Origin of the sequence: Methylobacterium sp. E-041 (assembly GCF_022829665.1) — a bacterium.
GTDB lineage: Bacteria > Pseudomonadota > Alphaproteobacteria > Rhizobiales > Beijerinckiaceae > Methylobacterium.
On sequence record NZ_JAKSYQ010000239.1, the window covers coordinates 34,856 to 56,824 of the forward strand.

11 protein-coding genes are annotated in these 21,969 nt (G+C 66.9%); 8 read left to right on the forward strand and 3 right to left on the reverse strand.

All coding sequences use genetic code 11. The features are described from left to right. Positions 1 to 325 precede the first annotated feature (325 nt). The 4 genes from MKK70_RS22475 (at position 326) to MKK70_RS22490 (ending at position 6,647) form a co-directional block, all read left to right on the forward strand. Entirely contained in the window at positions 326 to 1,456 is a 1,131-nt protein-coding gene (locus MKK70_RS22475) for a cysteine desulfurase family protein (RefSeq protein WP_243950010.1), read from the forward strand. Continuing rightward, on the forward strand, positions 1,453 to 2,358 hold the full coding sequence (locus MKK70_RS22480; RefSeq protein ID WP_243950011.1) for a DUF4007 family protein: 906 nt from the start codon (positions 1,453 to 1,455) through the stop codon (positions 2,356 to 2,358). The genes MKK70_RS22475 and MKK70_RS22480 overlap by 4 nt, the downstream gene beginning before the upstream one ends. A gap of 98 nt (positions 2,359 to 2,456) precedes the next feature. Beyond that, entirely contained in the window at positions 2,457 to 5,750 is a 3,294-nt protein-coding gene (locus MKK70_RS22485; RefSeq protein ID WP_243950012.1) for a hypothetical protein, read from the forward strand. 90 nt (positions 5,751 to 5,840) lie between these two features. Then, complete coding sequence (locus tag MKK70_RS22490) at positions 5,841 to 6,647, forward strand: phosphoadenosine phosphosulfate reductase family protein (RefSeq protein WP_243950013.1); 807 nt, start codon at positions 5,841 to 5,843, stop codon at positions 6,645 to 6,647. An 83-nt stretch (positions 6,648 to 6,730) separates the two neighbouring features. On the opposite strand, the gene MKK70_RS22495 is transcribed toward MKK70_RS22490, so the two are convergent. From MKK70_RS22495 to MKK70_RS22505, 3 genes are all read right to left on the reverse strand, one after another. After that, positions 6,731 to 8,680, reverse strand: coding sequence for a hypothetical protein (locus tag MKK70_RS22495; protein WP_243950014.1), 1,950 nt, complete (start codon positions 8,678 to 8,680; stop codon positions 6,731 to 6,733). Continuing rightward, a complete protein-coding gene (locus tag MKK70_RS22500) occupies positions 8,680 to 11,157 on the reverse strand; it encodes a sensor histidine kinase (RefSeq protein WP_243950015.1) in 2,478 nt (825 codons plus the stop codon). The genes MKK70_RS22495 and MKK70_RS22500 overlap by 1 nt, the downstream gene beginning before the upstream one ends. 290 nt (positions 11,158 to 11,447) lie before the next feature. Beyond that, positions 11,448 to 11,738: a hypothetical protein gene (locus MKK70_RS22505; protein ID WP_243950016.1), complete on the reverse strand. Its 291-nt coding sequence runs from the start codon at positions 11,736 to 11,738 to the stop codon at positions 11,448 to 11,450. 350 nt (positions 11,739 to 12,088) lie between these two features. Here MKK70_RS22505 and MKK70_RS22510 point away from each other — a divergent pair, with 350 nt between their 5' ends. Genes MKK70_RS22510 through MKK70_RS22525 form a run of 4 tightly spaced genes read left to right on the forward strand, consistent with a single transcriptional unit; the run spans position 12,089 to position 21,500 of the window. After that, positions 12,089 to 13,930, forward strand: a complete 1,842-nt coding sequence (locus tag MKK70_RS22510; RefSeq protein WP_243950018.1) for a hypothetical protein — start codon at positions 12,089 to 12,091, stop codon at positions 13,928 to 13,930. Positions 13,931 to 13,979: 49 nt separating this feature from the next. Then, on the forward strand, positions 13,980 to 15,449 hold the full coding sequence (locus MKK70_RS22515; protein ID WP_243950020.1) for a hypothetical protein: 1,470 nt from the start codon (positions 13,980 to 13,982) through the stop codon (positions 15,447 to 15,449). Further along, complete coding sequence (locus MKK70_RS22520) at positions 15,446 to 20,686, forward strand: FtsK/SpoIIIE domain-containing protein (RefSeq protein ID WP_243950022.1); 5,241 nt, start codon at positions 15,446 to 15,448, stop codon at positions 20,684 to 20,686. The genes MKK70_RS22515 and MKK70_RS22520 overlap by 4 nt, the downstream gene beginning before the upstream one ends. Position 20,687: 1 nt before the next feature. Then, complete coding sequence (locus tag MKK70_RS22525; protein WP_243950025.1) at positions 20,688 to 21,500, forward strand: GIY-YIG nuclease family protein; 813 nt, start codon at positions 20,688 to 20,690, stop codon at positions 21,498 to 21,500. The last annotated feature ends 469 nt before the right edge of the window (positions 21,501 to 21,969 follow it).

Genomic DNA, 21,969 nt, shown 5'->3' on the forward strand with positions numbered 1-21,969 from the left:
TCCGGTTCCGAGCCCGATTTTCGGAGGCGGCGTGTCAGCATGCAGGGCGGCGTTGCCGCTCCGTGCAGGGTCGCGTCAGCGACTACTGACCGGATCGAAGCGGGTGCTCACCGCTTTCGGGGCATCGAGGATGTGTTCGTCTCCAGCCCAACGAAGTGCGCAGGACCCAGCTATCCCTCGCAGACGCTTGGTGCTCGCCTGGGTACGTCGCTGCTTCGTATCGGCCTTCCGGGCAGTCACAGAATCTCGACGGCCGACCCACCCCCGTGTAGGCTGAAGAGCGCGACGCTGACGCGAGCATGACGTCGCCGGGGGAAGCAGCAAGTTGGAGATCTACCTAGACAATCTGGCCTCCACGCCAGTCGATCCGCGAGTGGCTGCACACCAGGCGGAAGTGGCGGTCGCGTTGCATGGAAATCCCAACAGCGCGGAGCACGCGAGCGGGATGCAGTCCGCCAACGTGCTGACGAAGGCCCGGGAGGACGTCGGGCATTTCCTGGGCGCCGAGCAGGAGGATACGCACTTCCTGCCGAGCGCGTCGTCGGCGCTCTGGCTCGCGCTGGAGGACGCGATTGCGCGACGCGGGGCGGACATGCGCGTGCTCGCATCTGCGATCGAGCACCCCTCGTGCCTGCGGCACCTCGAGACGGCGGCGGCCGCGGGGCGCATCCGGCTCGAGCTATTCCCGGTGAACGCTCTGGGGCAGCCTGACCTCTCCCACCTGGAGCAGATGGCGCAGGGCGGCGTCGACCTGATTTGCGCCATGGCGGCCAACAACGAGATTGGGACGATCGCGCCGATCAATGAAGTGCTCCGCCTGGCCGACCGCCACGGCGCGCTCACCATCGTCGACGCGAGCCAAGCCGCCGGTCGCTTTCGCATCGGCCAAGTCACAGCGGCGGCCGACTACGTCGTCGCCAGCGGAGCCAAGATGAACGGGCCGCGGCGCATCGGCGTCCTGGCGGGCAGGATCAAGGGCGTTACCGCCGGCCTCCTCGAGCCGATGTTCGGCACGCCCGACGCCGCCGCCGCGTCTGCGTTGGCGCTCGCATGCGCGTTGGCGGCGACCGAGATGGAGCAAAACGGAGAGCGCATCGCCGTCCTCCGCGACCGCCTGGAGGCGATCCTCACCGAACGTGTGCCGGGCCTGCGCGTCAACGGGGACAGGGGCGCACGCCTGGCCGGCGCATTGCACGTATCCTCACCGGCGATCCCGGCCGAGGCCCTGGTGGTCCGGCTCTGGGGCAAGGTCGCACTGTCCTCCGGAGCGGCCTGCCAGTCGGGTGTCCCGGGTCCCTCGCACGTACTCACAGCGATGGGGCTGGAGGACTGGGTGGTCGAGGGCGGCATTCGGATGTGCGTGGGCAAGTTCAACGACGCAGCGGAGATCGAGCGCGCCGGCGCCATCATCGCCGAGGCGATGGGCGCGGACCTCGGCATCGGAAGGCAGTCGTGACCATCAACGCGATCAGCAAGCCGCGCTTCAGCGGGCACGAGACGTTCGCCTGCCGGTTCAGCTGGCTGCCAAAGGCCGTCCGGCTCATCGAGAGCGACCCGTCCGCCTTGTCCTCGGACGAGCAGGCGATCCTGTCGCTAGGGCTCGGCAAGAACATGGTGAGGTCGCTCCGGTTCTGGCTCGACGCCTTTGACGTCGCCGCCCCGGCGGCGGATGGCTGGGCGCTGAAGGCGTTCGGAGCAGCGCTGCTGGGGCGTGGCGGAGCCGACCCGTTCATCGAACGGACCGAGACCCAGTGGCTGCTGCACTGGTCGGTGACCTCCCGCGCGCACGCCCCGCTGTTCGCTTGGCGTCACGTGTTCCACCGACGGATGCGTTCCGACTTCACGCGGGGAGAGCTCTTCTCCGAGATGCGCCGTGAGAGTGCCCGCGAGGGTTACGACCATTCCGAGATCACCCTCATGCAGCACATCGACGCGCTGTTGCACACATACGTGCCGTCGCACGCCATGCGGGCGCCGGAGGACGTGCTCGACGGCCCACTGGTGGACCTGAAGTTGATCCAGGCTGCCGGCCGCCGGCGCGGCGCCACCGGCAAAGATGAGCAGGCGTATTCGCTGGCACGCATCCCCGCGAGCAAGGTGGGATCCACGGTGATCGATTACGCCATCGAGAGGTACTGGTCCGAGCGGCGGCCAGGCGAGCGCGTCCTCAGCTTCAGGGATCTCGCCTATTCGGAGGGCTCGCCAGGTGCCACGTTCCGCATCTCCGAGGACGACCTTCGAGTGCACCTGGAGCGAAACGGCGCGGCTTATTCGTTCAGGGCGTCCGGGGACGCCGGCGCGATCAGCCGGAACGACGAACCCGACCCGGCCGCCTTGCTGAGGAGCATCTACGCATGAGGAACGCAGCTCTCACGCGGATCGCGGACTTCCTGGGAAACCCGGGACCATTCTACAGGTCCGTCGCGATCGAGCGCGACCGCGGAGACGCTGCCGCTATGCGCGGCTACGTGCTGACGCCTTGGCTTAAGCGCGTAGCCGCGGAGATCCTTGAGGGCCTCCTCCCGGGCTCCAGGCGACGGGCGTGGCGCGTCACTGGAGACTTCGGCGTGGGCAAGTCAGCGCTCGCGCTGGCGCTACTTCGGACCCTGGACCCGCGTTCCGACGATCCAAAGGCGCCGATGGGCCGCTTCGCGAGGACGATCGGTGGCGAGATGCCGCGGATGTACCCACTGATCCTATCCGGCACGCAAGCCGGGCTCAACGCCGGCATGGCAGCAGCGATCGCAAGCACGGTCGAGCGCGACCGCAGCCTCCTAGACGCCAAGGCGCGCAAGGCGCTCGCCGCCGCAGACCCCTTCGCCAGCATATCCATCTTGCGCGATGCCCTCATCCGCAGCGGACAATACGACGGGCTACTCGTCGTAATCGACGAGATGGGCAAATTCCTCGAGGCCGCAGCCGCCGATCCCGATCAGGCGGACATCTTCCGTCTTCAGGAACTTGCTGAACTCGCCGCCCGCTCGGGCGAGCGCCCGCTCGCGGTGCTGATGATCCTGCACCAGGGCCTGCAGTCCTACCACCGCGAGGGCGCCGTCTCGACCCGGTCGGAATGGGCGAAGGTCGCCGAGCGATACGATGAGCTCGTGTTCGATCACCCACTCTCCCACACCGCCGCGCTCTTGTCGGCGGCACTCTCCCCGGACATGTGTCGGCTGCCGGCCGCCGTGCGCAAATCCTATTCGGAAGCGGAAAGGGCCGCCGCGGCAATGGGCTGGCTCGGTCCGCGCGGAGATGGCGGCGAATCCTGTTACCCCCTCCACCCCGCCGCCGTTCCGGCGATCGCAAGATTCTTCTCCGCCTACGGCCAGAACGAGCGCTCGCTCTTCGGCTTCGCCGCGTCAGGGGAGCCGAACAGCCTGAGGGCCTTCGCCGACCGGCACCTTGTGGACGAGGGCTTTTACACCCTGGAAGACTTCTTCGACTACGTCTCCACGTCCTTCGGGCACCGACTGGTCGCGCGCGGCGGCGCGGGAGACTGGGAGCGCATCCGCACGGTCATGGATGGTGCCGCCGGCTCCGATCCGACCGAGGTAGCCATCCTCAAGTCGATCGGGATGCTAAACCTCCTCGACGCACCCGACATGGTCGCGGACGTCGCCACGATCCAGGCCTGCCTCGCCCCCGGTATAGGGCCGGCCGAGGTAGCGCGGTCGATCACGGGGCTACGCGAGCGGGGGGTGATCTTCGAGCGGATCGGCCGCACCGGTCTCCGACTCTGGACCAGTCGCAGGGTCGACCTCTCCGCCCTGTGGAACGAGGCGGACGCAGCGCTGCCCCAGGCTTCGGCCGACAATGAGCTGGGTAAAGCGCTCAGCCGTCTCCCCGTTCGACCGTTCCTGCTCGCGCGGAGGCACTCGGTCGAGACTGGAGTCACGCGACGGTTCCCGATCCGGATCGTGCCGGCGTCGTCGCTCGCCACGACGACGCTCGCTGCAGACGCGGACGGCCGCATCCTTGCGATCCTGTGCGACGCCGACGAGCTCGCGCACGCCGCCGCGTGGGCCAAGGAGGCGACGGCAGAGGATCCGACGCTCCTCGTCCTGACGCTTCCGCCACGGCCGGAGCTCAGGTCGAACGTTGTGGACCTCCTGCGGCACCGTTGGATCGAAGCGAACGCGTCGATCCTGCGGGAGGACGTGTTCGCGTCGGCTGAGATCGAGCGCCGCATCACGGAACTCGAGTCCCGGCTCATCGATCGGCTGGAAGGATGCCTGGGTCTCGCAGGAGACCCGCCCGCACTGTTCGTGAGCGTCTTCCAGGGCGGACGAGCGCTGGCGGACACGCCCACGCTGCACCTCCTGGTATCGTCGACGTGCGACGACCTCTACGGAAGCGGCCCGCTCGTCCACAATGAACTCATCAACCGGCACGCGCTGACGAGCGCGGGGGCGGCGGCCCGGCAGCGGCTCATTGAAGCTTTGTTCGAGAGGACCCACGACGCCGACCTGGGCTTTACGGGGACCAGGAACCCGCCGGAACGATCCCTCTACCTCTCCATTCTGAAGCTCGGCAGGGTCCATCGGGAGCGGGGCGGCGTCTTCGTCGTGGATCTGCCGGAGCAAGGCGGTGATCCGCTGCGCCTGCGCCCCTCTCTGGAGCGGATCAGGGCGCTTATCAGGACCGCCGCCGGCCGCGTGGCGGTGACGGAAATCTACTCGTGCGTCAGCACCCGTCCATTTGGCGTGCGTGCAGCGCTGGCGCCGCTGCTCCTCGCCATCGTCATGGTCGCGGACCGCCACCGTATGGCGCTGTTCGAACGGGGCACCTACTGCCCCAAGCTCGACGCCCAGGCCTTCATGCGCATCCTGAAGTCGCCGGAGAATTTCACCATCCAGTGGGTGGCACTGGAGGGGGTACGCGCCGAAGTCTACCAACGACTGGTGGCGATGCTCGGCGGCGTGGACGGCGAGGACGGGCTGATGGCGATCGTGGCCCCGTTGGTCCGGTTCGGGGCGGGCCTAAGCCTCCACGCGCAGCGGTCCGCAGAGGTCAGCCCCGATGCAGCCCGCGTCCGCGACGCGATCATGCGCGCGAGGAGCCCGGTAGACCTGGTGTTCACCGACCTACCGACGGCGTGCGGCCTGGAGCCGTTCGACGGCGAAGGCGCGGACGGCGCTGCGCGCGCGGCGGAGTTCGCGGAACGTCTCGCCGACGCTATCGGGGAGCTCGAGAGGTGCTACCCATCGCTGCTCGACAGGATGAGGTCGGAGGTCGGGCGAGCCCTTGGTGCGGATGGCGATCTGCGGGCAAGCGTCTGCGACCGTGCGGGGCCGCTGGTCTTCCGAATCAAGGAACAGGCGCTGCGAACTTTCGTCCAGCGGCTCGCTGACCGGGTGCTGACCGACGACGCCTGGATCGAGGCAATGGGCGGGGCACTCATCGGCAAGCCGCCTTCGCGCTGGCTGGCGCAGGACGTCGCGACCTGGCAAGGCCGATTGGAGGACATATCCGCCACCTTCCTGCGGCTCGAGGCCACGGCGTTCGGCTCGCAGCCCCATCAAAAGGGCGCCGTTCGCCTCGCGCTGACGCGCATCGATGGAAGGGAGCATGTCAGCATCGTCGGAGTAGGCGAGCAGTCGCTCGAAGAGGAGCTGTTCACACGGTCCATCCTCCACCTCATAGAGAGGAACGGAGCGTCGATCGCTCAGGTGGTCGCACGACTCGCCGGCCACATGCTCGAAGCCGATGCAAACGAAGGCGCACAGACGGTGCAATCGGAAGGCGCGTGACTGCCGGACCAGCCCGGGAGTTCCACCATGCCCCGCAACGCCGCATACGCTGCGACGCCACGACCAATGACTTGGGGACCAGTACTGACGATGAGCGAAGTCCGTCACATCCTGAGCCTGTCCGGCGGGAAGGACAGCGCCGCCCTGGCCGTCTACCTGCGCGACCGCGTCAAGGATATGGAGTACATCTTCCACGACACCGGCAAGGAGCTCCCCGAGACCTACGACTACATGGCACGGCTCGAGAGCATCCTGGGCTGCCCCGTCGTGAGGACCACGCCTGACGACTCCTTCGATCACTGGCTCGCAGTGTACGGCGACATGCTTCCTTCCAATCACCGCCGGTGGTGCACGAAGATGCTGAAGCTGCGGCCGTTCGAGGCCTATGTCGGCACCGAGCCCGTCATCAACTACGTAGGGCTCCGTGCGGACGAGGCCCGGACGGGATACATCAGCACAAAACCGAACATTACCGCGGTCTATCCTTTCCAGGAGGACGGCCTGGTACGCGCCGACATCATCAGGATCCTGGAGGACTGCGGCCTTGGCCTGCCTCCCTACATGGAATGGGGCCGGTCGCGGTCCGGCTGCTTCTTCTGCTTCTACCAGCAGAAGATCGAATGGGTGCGCCTGAAGCGGACGCACCCGGACCTCTACGAGCAGGCCAAAGAGTACGAGGTGCGCTCAGCAAACGTCAGCGCTAACTTCACGTGGGCGTCGAGCGAGTCGCTGGCCGAGCTCGAGCGTCCTGAGAGGATGGAGGCGATCGAGCGAAACTGGGAAGCGGCGCGCGCGCGGAAGGCCGCGAAGCGGCAGGATCTTCCCCTCGTCTCGGTGCTCGCCGGCGCGGAGCACGAGGAGGAGGAGCCGGAGGGCTGCTTGATCTGTTCGATCTAGCCGCGGAGCCCGGCGGCAGCATTAACACCAGGGGGAAGCCAGCTGTGCCTTTCAGCCGCCGGCGCACCCGCGATCGGCTGGACTCAGGCCGCCTGAGCCTCCTCCGCCGCGTCCTCCACAGGCAGGATCGTCAGACGAAGGGGGACATGATCGGAGGAGTCGGCGTCGCCCTCGCCGGCGATCACAAGGAGCTCGTCTAGGAATAGGTCGACCTGGTTGGCGAGCGGCACAGCAAACGGCCCCTTCAGCGCGCTTAGGACCTCCGCGTCCTTCCGGGCGGCCGCCACTTTGTCGCGTGCCGCCTGCGCGTTGGCGACAGCGCCTGGGGTGACCTCGTTCGCCGCGCGCTTGGCCTCTATCGCCGTGAACCGTGCCTCCAGGACCTGTTCGGCCCTGCGCAGCATCTCGGGAAGGGCGTCCATGAACGACTCGCCCATGACCAGGCGCATTCCGCGCTCGTCGCCGCTGAGATACCCGTCGCACCGGCTGGCCGCGGTCAGCTCGACCTCCTGCTCCTGGGCGTCCAGGACCGCCAGACGCACCCGCGCCGGATTATAAAAGGGCGGCGGCGTCGGCATGCCGATGCGGGTGAGATCGGCGGCGAAGCTGCGCTGGATCTCCAGCGCGAAGGGCGTGTTCAGGCGGGCGATGCGCTCCACCTTTAGGCCTGTTTTCCAGGTGTGGATCGCGGACCAGTCCGCGCGGGCGACCTCCTTGGGATCCCAGATGATGCGGAATGCCTTGTCGTCGATCCGGACGAGCTCGGTCCGGGGCTGGCGCTGCTCGAACGGCTTCATCGCCTTGTCGATCGGCTGGAGCGTTCCCGGCAGGAACAGGATGCTCCTGCCGCGGCGGATCGGCCGCTTCGGGCCGAAGGCAAGGTCGCACGGCGCGGTGATACACATCCAGACCTGCTTGCCCTTCCCTTTCCTGAAGAGATCGCCGAACTGGAGGTATTCCGCCTGGTCCGTCGCATGCTCCGGAAGTGCTGCCATGGGTCGCAGCACGGCGCTGGAGTAGAGCGTCGCCAGGCTGATGGAGGGCTTCGACTGGGTCGGCGGTAGATCGTCGAACGGCAGCGCGTTCACCTTCGTCTCGACCGCCCGGACGCCGTCAGAGCCGAGCAGCTCCTTCACCAAGTGCGCGTTCATCAACCAGAGCAGGTATTCTCCCAGCGGCTGCCCGTCCTCGTGGAGTCGGAGCTTCTGAAGAAAGGCAAAGTCACCTATGCTCAGCGACCTGACATCAGCGAACACCTTCGCCTGAATAGTATTGAGCTCGGCCTCGACCGCCGTCACGAAGCGCTGCAGGGTGCGGCCGGTGGCAAGCGACTTGGCGAACGCCGCCAGCCGGTAGTGGCGCTTCTCCTTGTCGAACAGCTCCTCCTTGGGGACGAAGTAGAACATTCCGCTCAGCACCTTGGTGCGCCGCTGGAAGGCGGCGAGCGCTTTCTCGTCGAGCTTAATGGACGACATCAGGATGACGAGCGGTGCCTTCTCCTTCCCGGCGAACTGTCGATAGATCCGATCAACGATCTCTGAAGAGAGCGCTCCCTCCTCCTCACCCTCCTTCAGCTCGTAGTCTAGGAAGACGACGTCCACGGCGTCGTCCACCACATCCTTCGGCCTAGACCGGGCGCTGCCGGACCGCAGCGAGGCGGCGCTGATCTTCTTGACCTTAACCTTGAGGTCCTTCGATAGCTCGACCGCGAAGCCGTCCAGCGCCGTCCGACGCGTCTCCGCGAAGGCCTTGACGTGGTTCCACGCTGCTAGGGCGGCAGGATGCTGCTTGGCCTTCGCCTTGACCGCGACGATCGCCTCCAGCGTCAGGTGGTCGATCGTCTGGAGATCGTGATCGGCCGCGGCGAAGCCGGCGAGCAGGTCCTGGTCGCCCGAGAGCTCATCGAAGAGCGCCTCGGTCGCGGCGGCGGTCATCGACTGCTCAGGCCCGTCGAACGCATCGTCGATGATCGCGACCTTACCAATGCTGCTCTGCTTGAAGATCTCTGCCACTGAAGATGCGCTGATCATCATTATGCCTTGCGGAAGGAGAGAGCGAACGTGGTCGAGAAGCCCTCCACGGTGCGACTCTCGGGCAGAAGAGAGATTGTTGCGTCGCTGTAGGCGGCGATCTCACGCGAGATGAAGAGGCCTAGGCCCAGGCCCGCACCAGGCGGCTTGGTCGTGACGAAGGCCTGGAAGACCGTATCTCGCATCGTGGGCGGAACACCCGGGCCATTGTCGCTGACACGGATCTCCCGCCGGTCAACATCGACCTCGACGAGGGCTTTGGCTTTAAAGGAGGGGTTCTCCAGGACAGAGCGCCCGAGCCAGTAGCGGGCATTGTCCAGCAGATTGCCCACCACCTGCACGATCATGCCCTGGACGACCCGCGCCTCGAAGGTCGCCGCGTCGTTTAAGCGCCTCACGGCGAACTCGATGTCCATCCCGACGTTCTGGAAGGCCGGGCGCGCCGACTCCACGATCGTTTCGGTCCACTCGACAAGGTCGGTCGAAGTCTTCACCTGCCGCCCGGAAGTCACCAGCGGGTCGAGCACCCGCAATCTGGTCAGCAGAGTCTTCAGCTGGGTGCCCAAGGGCGCCAAGGCAGTCGGCAGGTCCGTCGTGGAACGCCGTCGCCGCAAAGCGTCAACCGACGCCATGGCGTTAGCTGTAACCTGCCGCAGCTCGTGCGCTACCGCCGCAACCGAAAGGCCGATGCCGGCGAGGACCGTGAGCTCGGTCCGACCCCTCTGATAGGAGGCGCCAAGCTCCTCGAGCGAGCGCATCATCTCGCCGATGCTCGCGAGCGCCTCCTCGATCTTGCCGCCGATGTCGGGATCGTCCTTCACCTGCGGATACCGCTGGTAGAGAAGCCGGATCGTCGCCGATATTGAGCGACGCTGGTTCAGCACGCGCTCGGCCACACCCTTAAGGTCGACCGGCTCGCGGGCCCGGATCTCCTCGTCGACCGCATTTAGAAAAGGTCGGAAGACCCCCTCGATAACATGCTTAAGGAGCGCGACGAGCGCGTCCTTCTCCGGAGAGTCGCGTAGGCCCTCGCGATTGGTCTGGTCCATCAGGTCGGGGTTTGCCAGCGAGGAGATTCCCAGCCCGCCGATGAGCTGCGCCCGGTTGACCTTGTAACCTCCGGACGCCAGCGCCTTGCGGTCCAGGCCCAGCCAGTCGTCGGCGCCGCTGCCATAGCTCCCAACACGGAAGCCGTCGCGGTAGACCGCGACCCCGCCACTCCACTCGTTGACCAACTCGCGCACCTGCGTCTTGGTGCCGATCGTGTCGACTTCCTCGAGCAGCGGCCGGTTGAACCAGTAGATCTTCAACTCGAACGGGCCGAGCTCCCTTAGCGTCGCGTCGTCGGCCACGCCCGCAGCCGTCCGGAGATGCACGCCGGAGAGATCGATCGGCAGCGAGCGGCTTCTTAAGACGTAGTCGACGCTTCCCCGCAGCCTCAGCTTAGCTCCTCTGGAAATCCGGCCGTTTGGGAGCAGTTCTGCGGGATCGTCCGGACCGAACGACGCGGTCACCACGGCGTGGGCATGCTCGAGCAGGAGACGGCGGAACGCCGGGATCGCGACCTTAGACTGGTTGAACGTCAGGTCGATGGGGAACCGCGAGGCAGCCTCGAATGGATCGTTCAGCCTGCTGAACTGCGCCTTGGCGATGTCCTCCAACTTGGTGACCGACCAGTTGGTGGAGAGCTGACGGATCGATAGCAAGGTGCCCTTCGGGCGTGACTTGGGAGGCCCCGCTCGGGGGACGATGTCTATCTCCTCCAGGCGCCGATCGGGATGCCTCGAGAATAGGGACCAGTCGATGTCGAGCAGCGAGCTGTTCGCGTCGGCAAGGCGCGCGGTCTCGACCCGGAGAAGCGAGCCTAGGCGCATCGCACTTAGGCGACCGACGCCTTTCTCGCCCAGGATCGGCCGTTCGCCCGGATCCACGCCGTCACGTCGGCGCTCGTTCACCTTCTCCGTCCGAAACGTCGTGCCGACAGTCAAGAAGATAGTCTCAAGATCGTTCAGCGACATGCCGTGGCCCGTGTCGCCAACCACGATCTCGTTCACCGGTGCATACGCCTCGAAGAGCCCCCGTAGGCCCTCGGCGGTCCGTACCGCCTTCACGAACTCGATCTCGGCGCCGTCGAGAAGCGTCGCGAGCGCCTCCTCGCGCAGCTGCTCGACGAGCGGCTCGTCGATGACGACCGAGTCCTGTACCTTGCTCTCGCCTTCCCCGGCGGTCTCGGAGTCCTGATCGGCCCCGTCGTCCTCCGGCGCGGGAGGCCTCTCGGCCTCCTCCAGCGCTACGGCGATCCGCTCGATCACCGGGTTCGACAGCCCCACCGGGCAGCGCTGCCGGATGGAGATCGCCACGCGTTCGGAGCCGGCGTCGAAAGCGTTCTTCACGAGTTCGTAGAGCGCCATTGCGTCGGAGCTGATCAAGTCCGCGCCCAGGTGGAACAGCGTCCGCGCGGAGACCTTGAATCCACTCACCTGCGGCGCCCAGGGATCGATATCGCGGACCCGCGTCCGGGCCGGCGAGGCCCATCACTGTCGCCCATGCGCAGTCGCGGATGCGCCATCCAGTCCGTCCCACGGAAGCGGCGGAGGTCAATAAGCATCTAGAACGTCTCCCAAGCACTTAGCTGGCATGGTCGGCGGTCGAAGGGAAGGGGAGGTTGGACCAAGCTTGAGCGACCACGCCGCCGGCGGAGCGGTGAAGGCGATGCGTCGGGTTGCGACGCCGTGGGGTGTCGGCCTCCTACCAAAGGCGATCGGCCCGTTCAGATGCAGAGAGTGCGGGATTGGCATTCAGGCCATGCAAGAAGAAAACGTTGGACGACGTCGAACAGACGGTCGAGGTCACCGTGACGCGCGACGCGGGCGGACAGGACCTCGTCACAGATCGCCGCCAGCGCGTCTTTAAGGTGCCGCTCCGCAGGTCCTGCGTCGCCCAGGCCCGGAGAACGCAGCGCTTCAACGCGGCCTGGGCGGCGCCAGTGCAGAAGGGTCGTCAAAGTCGAGATCACCGGCCGCAGCGCGGACGCATCGCACCATGTGGCCGCCGGGCGCATGCTAGGCTGGTTCGGCAAGGTGCACGCCCGGGAGGATGTCTTCGTGAGGTGACATGGCCGGACTACACCGGGTTTAGCGAAAGCAGACGCGGGCACAATCTTGAGCGACCGCATCCGCGTGATGAACGGCCGTTCCTGCCGAGATCCGCCTCATGCGAAACCCCATCAAGTGTAAGGAGCAAGGCCGACGTCGCACATGCGAACCTGGCAGGGTCGCCGACGAGGCGCCTCGGCCGATTGCAGCCCGCCGAATCCAGCCGCAACGCGTGAACCCCATCTAAACGCAAGTTGGCGAGTGACTTACCCGCGTGCGATGTGCTGAGATCGGCCCAGGCTACGAGGGGAACGACGTGTCGGGATTGGGCGAACGGTGGGTGCGGTTCCTGCGCCAGTACGGGCCCATCTCGCAGAACGAGAACATGTACGATGAGCACATCCAGCGGGCCGCCCGCCGGCTCGGCGTCCGGCCCATCGACTTCCCGCATCCGATCGAGACGGAACTGCTCGGCCTGCTCACACCCGAAACCCCAACGGCGACCAGCATTGTGCTCACCGGGACTGCGGGGGATGGTAAGAGCCGGCTCTGCGGCAAGGCCTGGCAGGCGCTGAACGGCGACGAGGCGTCCTGGGCCTCGGATGAGATCTACCACGAAGTCCTCGCGAAGATCGCTGGCCGCTCCCGGACGGTCGGCGTTGTTCGTGACCTGACCGGCCTTCCGCCAGATGGACCGCACGGCGCGTATCCGGACAAGGGGACGCTGCTGGCAGCAATAAGCCGGTCCTTCCTCGAGGAGGATCCAGACCACATCTTCATCGTGGCGGCGAACGACGGGCAGCTCATGGAGGCCTGGAGGCGCCTGGAGGACGACGCGTCGGTGGCAGCGCAGCGCATCCTGGAGGCACGCCTCGTCGGGGACGCCACAGTGCCGGGCCGGGTGGCGTTCTTCCATCTCAGCTACGTGCCCTGCGCCGAGCTTCTCGACCTCGCCCTGGACGCGATTCTCTTCCACGAGGGGTGGGCCGCCGCATACGCGGAAGGGGAGGCGGACGGCTTCTTCGGCCCCGACTGCCCCATCCGGCAGAACTTCGAGCTGATCTCGCACCCGTCGTTCCGGACGCGGCTCAGGCAGCTCTTCGAGCTTCTCGACCTGAGCGAGCTGCACGTGCCGATCAGGCGCGTGCTGCTGCTGCTCGCCAACGCGATTCTGGGGCATCCGCGCGCGAAGGATCGCCTGCTCTCGCCGTCCGACATCCGGCCGCGCCTCAAGCAGGGCGACGCCCACTTGGGCGACATCCACCAGAACCTCTTCGGAGCCAACCTGACGCAGTCGCGCCGCGAGAGCCTGGAGATCATGGAGTTCCTCAACCGCTTCGGCATCGGCGAGGAGACGACCAACAGGGTCGACAACATTCTGCTCTTCGGCGCGGAGGACGACGCGCTCAGGCCCTACTACGACGCATTGCTGGTGGACCGCATGCCGGCGTCGCGGCTCGAGCACCTGCGCGCCCTCCGCAACTCTTACCTCGAACGGCCCGAGGTGGACGCCGACGGCGAGCATCCTTTCCTCAACCTCATGGCAGGCCAAAGACGCGCGATGTTCTTCGCCATACCTCTCGATCAGGTCGAGGAGCTCCGCCTGTGGAGCCTGACGGTGTTTAGCCACGCAGGCCAGTTCCTCGACCAGGTGGCGACGCCGCTGCGGAGGGGCGAGCGCGTTCCGCGCCACATCCTCGCGCGGCTCGTAAACGGGCTGAACCGAGTGTTCACCGGGATGCTCGTCTCCACAGACCGCGAGCTCCTCCTCGCGACCAGCCTCTCGAATTCCGGCGCCGGCACCAGCCAGCTCCTCGAGGACCGCGTCTCGGTCGCGCCACGTCGCGGCGAGCGCGTCGACGTCGTTGCCGGCGGCCGGCTACCTGCCCTCACCGTCCAACTCGACGCTGGCGTCGAGGGCAGCCTCTCGCTCAACTTGGTCAGGTTCGAGTTCCTGATGCGCGTCGCGGAAGGGGCGCTTCCGAGCAGCTTCTCCCGCGAGTGTCACGAGGACATCCTGGCCTTCAAGAGCAAGATCCTAGCCGCGCTGAACCAGCTGCGCGAACCATTCCCTGCGGACGATCTAAGCTTCCGGCTCCTCACGCTCAACGCCGCCGGCGAGCCGGCGGACGAGGTGATCGAGGTCGCGTATGCTTGAGACGCTACCCCCGCCCCCGGTCGGACATCACCCCAGCAACGCGATGTGGGTGGACGAGCAGATCTGGGGCCACCGGCTGTGGGACTCCACGACCCCTTGGCTGATATTCCTGGAGTTCCTCGGCGTGGCCGAGGCCCGGGAACGAGAAGGCGACCTCTTCGGATCCGAGGGCAGCCCCTACCCGCTGGTCTTCAAGCCCGCCCAGCGGATGTTCGCCCGCAACATCCTCTACAACAACGAGGCACTCGTCCGGATCGCGGCGGAGGGGCTGTCGGACACGGCGGCCTGGGACAAGTGGCTGCCGCTCATGGCGCGGGCAGCGCAGGGGATAGCCAAGGGCGACTTCGACTACCTCCGGAGCAGGTTCGCCTCGTTCCGCGACTTCGCAGCGCTCGTGGGGATGCTGCGCAGCTCGACGATCGAGAACGGATCGAACAAGCGGTGGAGCTCGCGCTTCGTGTTCCCGTTTGGGCGGCACGCTCTCTACGAGGACCTCAACCCGAAGGGCTCGCGGGAATACATCAACTTTGGGCTTCCGGGCGAGCTACTCTACCAGATGATCGCGCGCTCCGGCCTGGCGGACCAGCTAAGGCCCCACCTCGCCGCTACCTTCGATGGCGACCCGTGCGACAAGCTAATGGCCCTGCTGGAGCCGCCATACTCCGAGGACCGCCAGACCCGCGGCAACAGCTACCTTCCCTACACTTTCCACCAATCCTTTGACGACGTGGCGCGCGACTGGCTGGCAATCTTCGTGCAGCGTCTGCCGCGCTTCGACGCCTATCCCCACCTCGCCCGCCTGGGCGCCCTGCACTTAATGAAGTATCAGCTCGACGTCGCCGCCGAGACGGCGGGAATGGCGAAGCCGGCCTTCATCTGCGAGGTCATCGCCTCGCGCCGGACGCCGGTGCGCGAACTCTCCATCTCGAGCTTCCAAACTAACGACGCGCTGCCGCAGCGCGCCGTGGAGGCCTACGTCGCCGCCATCGGCTCCAGTGCCGCATGGACCGAAGCGCTCGAGGGGGACTCCCCCTTCCACGACTGCCGCTCGGTCATGGCCGAGAAGGTGCGCTGGCCCGACGGGGACGATTACAGCGGCCCGCAGGAACCCGCCGAACTCCTCGCGTCGCTCCGGCGCGCCGCCGTCGCGCGCCATCGCCAGCACGTCTCGAACGTGCATCGCTCCTACGGCGCCGGCGCGGGCCTGGTCTCGCGAAGGGGGACCACCCAGCTCCGCTATGCCCCAACCGATGGGCTACTGAAGACACTGATCCTGGCGAACGTGCCCGTCAGGATGAACTTCGCCGAGTTCCTGGAGCTGCTCTTCGAGCGTTACGGCATGGTGATCGGCGAGCGGGAGGCCGCGCGGGTCCTGGGTTCGGAGGACTTCGACAAGAAGTCCTTCCAGAGCAACTCGGCGCGACTTCAGCGAAGGCTGCGGACACTTGGTATGCTCCGGAGGCTCTCCGACGCTTGCGCATACGTCGAGAACCCCCTCGCGCGCGGGACCGTCAGATGAGCGAACTGGATCCCCGGCTAAACGGCGACCGCCTCCTTGGCCGCGTTGCGGCCGTATTCCTCCACGAGGTCCTTGCCGACGCCGAGGCGTCAGGCGGGACGGCGCGCATCCTGCTCGACGGGCTGAGCGTCCCGCAGACCGTCGCGATCACGCGGGCGGTGCTGGACGACCCGCATCTCGCCCAGCGCATCCACGTGCGCCTGCCCGAGTCTCTCTTCGCGGACATTGGCCTGCCTGCAGACGTGCTGACGTCCCGCAATGCCACCTATTACCGAAGCGCCCGCTGCGACCGGAGCGCATACCTCATCACCAACGCCACTCCTCCCGGCGAGGAGACGGAGGACATGTCGCTGCACGAGCTCACCCCGCTCGGTGTGGCGCAGCTCCTTGAGCGCATGCCAGTCTGGGTGCGGGAGGCCGGACGCGGCCTGGCCCTCACCGACGAGGCCGCCACATGGTGGGAGCGGGCGCTGGTGGGGCTGGTGCACCTCTCGATCACCTCACTCGACAGGTTCGCCGGATACGTCCTGGCGGTCCGGCAGGCCGTCGAGTTGGAAGGCAATCCCATCATCGACGCGTTGGGCTACGCACTGCCGCAACTCCAGATGCCCCGCGACCGGACCGCCTTCCTCAACGTGAAGGAGAGATCGCGCAACTTCCCCTCCACCTGGCGACGCGAGTACGCGGCTCTCCGAAGGCGACGGCGTCCCTTCCTACTCAAGGAGACCCAAAACCAGATCATGCTGAACGAGGACGACCTCGCGGCGGCGTTCGCGAAGGTGCGGGACGCCATCCCCGAGGTGATCCATGGTACCATCGCCCGCTTCATCGCGGCGCCACCTGGATGGAACGCCCGGGCCAAGGAACTCGCGGAGTGCGAATGGGACCACGTCCGCACGCTCTTCGAAGGGCTGGCCCGCGAGAAGCTGAATCTAGGTGGAGAGACCATCCGCTTCTACGAGGAGGGTGAGTCGGGCCGCCTGTCAGCCGAGGACGCGGAATACCTCAGGGGGCTCAAGGCGAGGATGCCGGTCGAGCCGCGCGAGCAGGACCTGGCCTTCCACGAGGACCACCGGGACGAGATGCGGGCCGACCGCAAGCTCAAGTCCGCCTGGGACAAGTTCATCTTTGGGCGACCCCGCGAAACCGATGACTTCCTGGCCGGCCTGGCGGCAACCATGGAGACGCTGCTCGTCAGGGCCTCCCTGGGGTCGAGCCGCACGCTCCGGGTGCGCTGCGACCAGGCCACCAAGCGCGACCTGAAGGGCATCAACACCGACGCGGGCCTCTACTTCGCGCTCCGCTACGCCGGGCTGCCAGCGCTGTTCGGTCCACGGGTGAAGTGGGAGCTCGGGTCCCTGCCGAACTTCGCGGAGGTAGTGGCCGAGTGGCGGCGGACAAAGGACAAGGCCGCGTCGAACCGATCCATCGCTAAGCCCGCCCTGCAGCTGAAGTTTCAGATAGAACTGGAGACGCTGAGCGCAACCGGGGATTCGAGCGTCGTCTCCGCACAGCTGATCTGGCGCTACCAACCCGACAACATCGCCTCGCAGCTCGTCGACGACTGGGAGCGCTTGGAGGCGCACCCGCTTTTGCTCGGCAGAGCGGCGCGGGAGGCAGCGTTCGCAGGACGGCGCGCGGGGGCCATCGACCTCGACAACGTCCGATCACTCGTGCCGACATACGACCGCGACCGTGGCTCGCTGCTACCAACATACCGGCGCGAGAGGGACATCGGGGTGCTCTGGCCCGCGAACCTAACCGCGACGCGGCGGGACGCTCTCATCGACGGGGCAGCCGCCGACGCGCTCTTGCGCGCCTTCTCGAGGTTCCAGCAGGCCTACGCCCTCGCGATCGGCGGCTTCCGAGCGGGAGGTGTAGGTGCGCCCGCCGCGCGGGAGCAGGCGAAGGCGTACGCGGACCTCCTCGACGAGATCGTCAGGCTCGCGACCGGGGACCGCAACCGCGAACTCCTCCTCCGGCCGATCCTGGAACTCGGACAGGCGACGGTCGACGATGGCTCGCCGGCGGCGATCATCGCGCCGTGGCACCCCCTCCGCCTCGCCGCGATGTGGCGCAAGGCGCACCTCGTCGCGGAGGTCGTAAACATGGTTCTGGATGGGGCTGAGGGCCTCGCCGGCGACACAAAGCTGTTCTTCAAGGACCTGGCCACCGACCTCGAGCACCCCTTCTACCCCGAGGTCACGCTCACGTGGAACTCGCGCAAGCCTGAGCTGCTGTCGCTAGTCGGCCAGCGGGGAGACTACACGCTGCATGAGCGGCCTGTACTCGCGCCCGATGGACCCGCCGACGCCGGCGACGACGCCCAGTCCGGAGGGGAGTGCCTGCTCGGACTGGTCGAGCGATACCTCGCGCTCAATCCCCACGAGCGCTCCAACATGTCGGTGGTGCTGTACAATTGCGAGTCCACCCGGCTCCCGCACCAGGTGGTCGCGGGCCTCGGCAACATGCAGGACGAGACCAACGACCTGCGATGCCAAGTTATGCTCCGCCACACCGACCCGGGCAGACTGCGCGACACCTACCGCGCGATCCTCGCCGCGGACGACGACACCCCGGACGCCTACTCCTCCTCGGAGGCGACCCAGGACTTCATGGCCCGCCTACGGATCAGCGTGATCGCGGACCAGGCTCCCCCGCCCGACCCGCGCGACGGACGCCCCTACGACGTCGTCTTCAGCCAGGATGTCATCTCCCGGCACGCCTCGCTGGAATGGTATTCGGTCGACGCCACGCCGGCCACGCTGGAGACGCTCCTGCCGGCGCGATGGTCCAGGCGTCGGCCCGCCGCCGCCGACGACCTCAAGTCGACGGCCTACCTTTGCTGCCCGGTGCAGACCACGGAGGGCTGGGCATACATCTCCGCGCTATCCTCCTTCGTCCGGCACGAAGTCCCCGGCCTGGGTGGGAACCGCCCGCTTCCAGTGCGTCAGCTGGACTTCCGCGACGAGCGCACCGCGCGCATCTTCGACGAGACGCACGACCTGGGCGTATGGGTGGTTAACCACGACGAGCTCCTTGACCGCCGTCAGCTCCAGAACCAGGCGGTGCGCGTCATCCGCTACAAGCAGGCGGCCGCGCAGGGAAGGAACACGATCATCTCGTCCCGGGCGCCGCTCAGCCTACTGCGTTCGATGATCGTCCGGCGGCTCGAGCTGCTCCACCTCGACCTAGAGCGGGCCGCCCTCGAACGGCTCGCGGACAAGCTGATCGCTGACGCCAACGACGTATCAGGAGACATCGTCCTGCGCGCTGCCAAGCGCGGTGAGTCGGCGAGCGAGCTGATCGGCGTCGTCCTCAGCCGATACCTTACCCACCACTGGCTCGGTCGGGACCAACTGGTGGGTTGGTACTTCCTGGACGACTACGCGGCGTGGCTAGGCGCGCGAGAGGAGACCCAGGCTGACATCGTTGCGCTCGCGCCGTCAACCGACGTCTCCGGTAGGATGCGCCTGCAGATCGTGGTGACCGAGGCGAAGTACGTAGACGCAGGCTCCCTCTCGACGAAGCGGCGGGAGTCCGAGAAGCAGCTGCGCGACACCGTGCACAGGATCCGAGACGCCCTAGAGGGTGAGCACCGCCTAGACCGGGAGTCCTGGCTGTCGCGGCTCGGCGACCTCATGCTCGACGGGATCCAGGTGCCCGCGAGCAGCCATGTCCCGCTCGGCGAGTGGCGCAGGGCCGTCCGCGAAGGCGAATGCAACATCGAGATCGAAGGCTTCAGCCACGTGTTCGTGCCGACGCCCACCGAGACGAGCGTCTCCCACCATGCGGACATCCCGAACGCGACCGGCTGCACTCAGAACATCTACGGCCGGCATGAGCTGCGCGACATCCTCTTGGCCTACCTTGAGGGTGCGCGCCCGGGCGTCGCCGACCATGATGCCGTAGCCGTCTTCAGAGGGACCGTACATAACTCCGGGGCGGCGTACGACGCGGGCACCACGGGCGAAGCCGAGACCGATGCAGGGGAGCCGGTCGGCGGCGCGGGGATGAGGCAGCCGCTAACCGGGCAGACCGCCCACGGGGCCGCACCCGACGAGCCGGCAGCCGTCGAGCGACCGCAGAAAGGCGTCGCCGGCACCATCGAGCGGCTCATCGCAGCCGCGCCGGCAGGAGAGGAGGACGACGCCGCGTGGCTGGGCACCGTCGCAGTGGCCACGCGGAGCGCCCTCCAGGAGCTCGGCTTCCGGGCGAAGCCACTTGACCAGACGCTGACCCCCAACGCGGCGATCCTGCGCTTCGCCGGCAGCTCCAACCTGACGGTCGAGCAGGTCCTAAAGAAGCGCTCGGAGCTTCTCACCACGCACGGGCTAAGCATCATTTCGGTCCGGCCCGAGGCGGGCGCCGTCGCCATCTACGTCGCGAGGCCCCGCCGGCACGTCGTCTCGATCGAGTCCCTTTGGGACCGCTGGCGTCCATCCGCCTCCGACCACGGCAACCAGGACCTCGTCGTCGGAGTACGCGAAGGGGACAACGAGTTGCTCGTCTTCTCGCCCGGCCGGCTCCACGCGCCGCACACGCTGGTCGCGGGCAGCACCGGATCCGGCAAGTCGGTGCTCGTCCAGTCCATTATCCTTGGTCTGGCGGTCACCAATACCCCGGCGCAGGCGCGCATCGTGCTGATCGACCCGAAGCAGGGCGTCGACTACTTCGCGTTCGACAACCTGCCGCATCTGGACGGGGGCATCATCGATGAGCAGTCCGCAGCGGTGGAGAAACTCGAGGAGCTGGTCGAGGAGATGGACCGGCGCTACCGCCTCTTCAAAGCCGCCCGCGTCGCGAACTTAGCGGCCTACAACGCGAAGGCGGCTTCCCCGGCGGAGAAGCTTCCCGCCTACTGGGTGATCCACGACGAGTTCGCCGAGTGGATGCTCACCGAGGAGTACAAAGCGGCGGTGACCTCGACCGTAGGCCGGCTCGGCGTCAAGGCGAGGGCTGCAGGCATCTACCTCATATTCGCGGCGCAGAGGCCCGACGCGAACGTCGTGCCCGTCCAGCTACGCTCCCAGCTGGGGAACAGGCTGATCCTCCGCGTGGACTCCGAGGGCACGTCGGAGATCGCGCTGGGCGAGAGGGGCGCCGAGCGCCTGCTTGGCCGCGGACACATGCTCGCCCGACTGGAGGGCGAGAGCTCGCTTGTCTACGCGCAGGCCCCGTTCGCCAGCGAGGCCTTTATCGAGAGCGTGGTCGCGGCGATCGTGGCCGAAGGCTGACGTGTCCATCATGAGGTCGCGCGGCCGAAATCTCGACTGGTCGCGCGACGAGACCATCCTGCTGCTGGACCTCTACCTCCACCACCCGTCGGCCGAGGCGCGCCACCCCGAGGTCGCGGCACTCTCCGCTACGCTGCGCGACCTCGCCCGCGCCACGAGAGCGCCCCGACCGGAGAACTTCCGCAACCCGGTCGGCATCGCCATGAAGCTGCGCAACCTTGCACAGCATGACCCCGCCTTCCAGCGGAGCGGCAGGGCAGGCCTGGGTCACGGCAACCGGCTGAACGCGGAGGTCTGGGATCTGCTCGCGAACGATCCAGGGGCGCTGGCGGCCGAGGTTCAGCGTGTCCGACGCGGGGTCGAGGGATCGATCGACGAGATGGACAAGAGCGCGCCTAGTCGAGGCCCGGTCCCGAGCTTCGGCTCGTTCGACGTGCTCCGCGCGGACGGAAAGACGGAGATCTACGTCATGATCCTGCAGGGCAGCCGACGGTGGCTTCCTGAAGGAAGCTCTGTGGCCGACGGGCACGACATCCTCAAAGTGGGGTTCTCGAACGACGTTGATCGGCGCCTAGGCGAGCTCAACGCCGGCCTCCCCGTTGTGCTTGACCTCCGGTGGCGCAGGTACTGGTCCGTTCCCGTAGCAGCAGGGTCCGCGGCCCACATGGTAGAGCAGGCCGTGCTCAGGAGGGTCGAGGAACGAGGCTGGTCCGGTAGCGGTGAGTTCGTGATTGCGCCGGCGAAGTCACTCGTAGCTGAAGTCCTGGCTACGCTGCCCGAACTCGCTCCGGAAGGTCCGACCGCGAAGACTTGATTCCACGCGTGCCGTCAGCGAGCTTGATCTTCATGAAGGGCAGGCTCGTGGAGGCCTCACGATTTATGGCCATCTTTGACGCACGAGTGCGTCTCCGATCGCGGGAACCGCACCTGACGCATGGCGCTTCGTAACTGGCGGTGCGATGAAACCGCATTACACGCTGCGAAAACCCGCGCTTACGCGCTTTTTTTGTCCGCCTCCCGTCAAGCACTCAAATTCTGCTTCTGGCGCATCTCGGAAGCGCAACGGCTCTTTGACGCACGGTAGTGAGTGCGCTCCAGCTGTCGGACCCGCTATCTTCGCGAAAACATCAGCCAGACCAGGGACGAGGTGCACCCGGCCGAGTGGTGGCGGTGGTGCCCCACCTGCCCTACCACCCCTACGCCGACGCCCGCCGGCATCCCACCATACCTCCACCGACGTGGACAACGGCGGCTGCGACCACCCCCTGGCGGACCGGCACCTC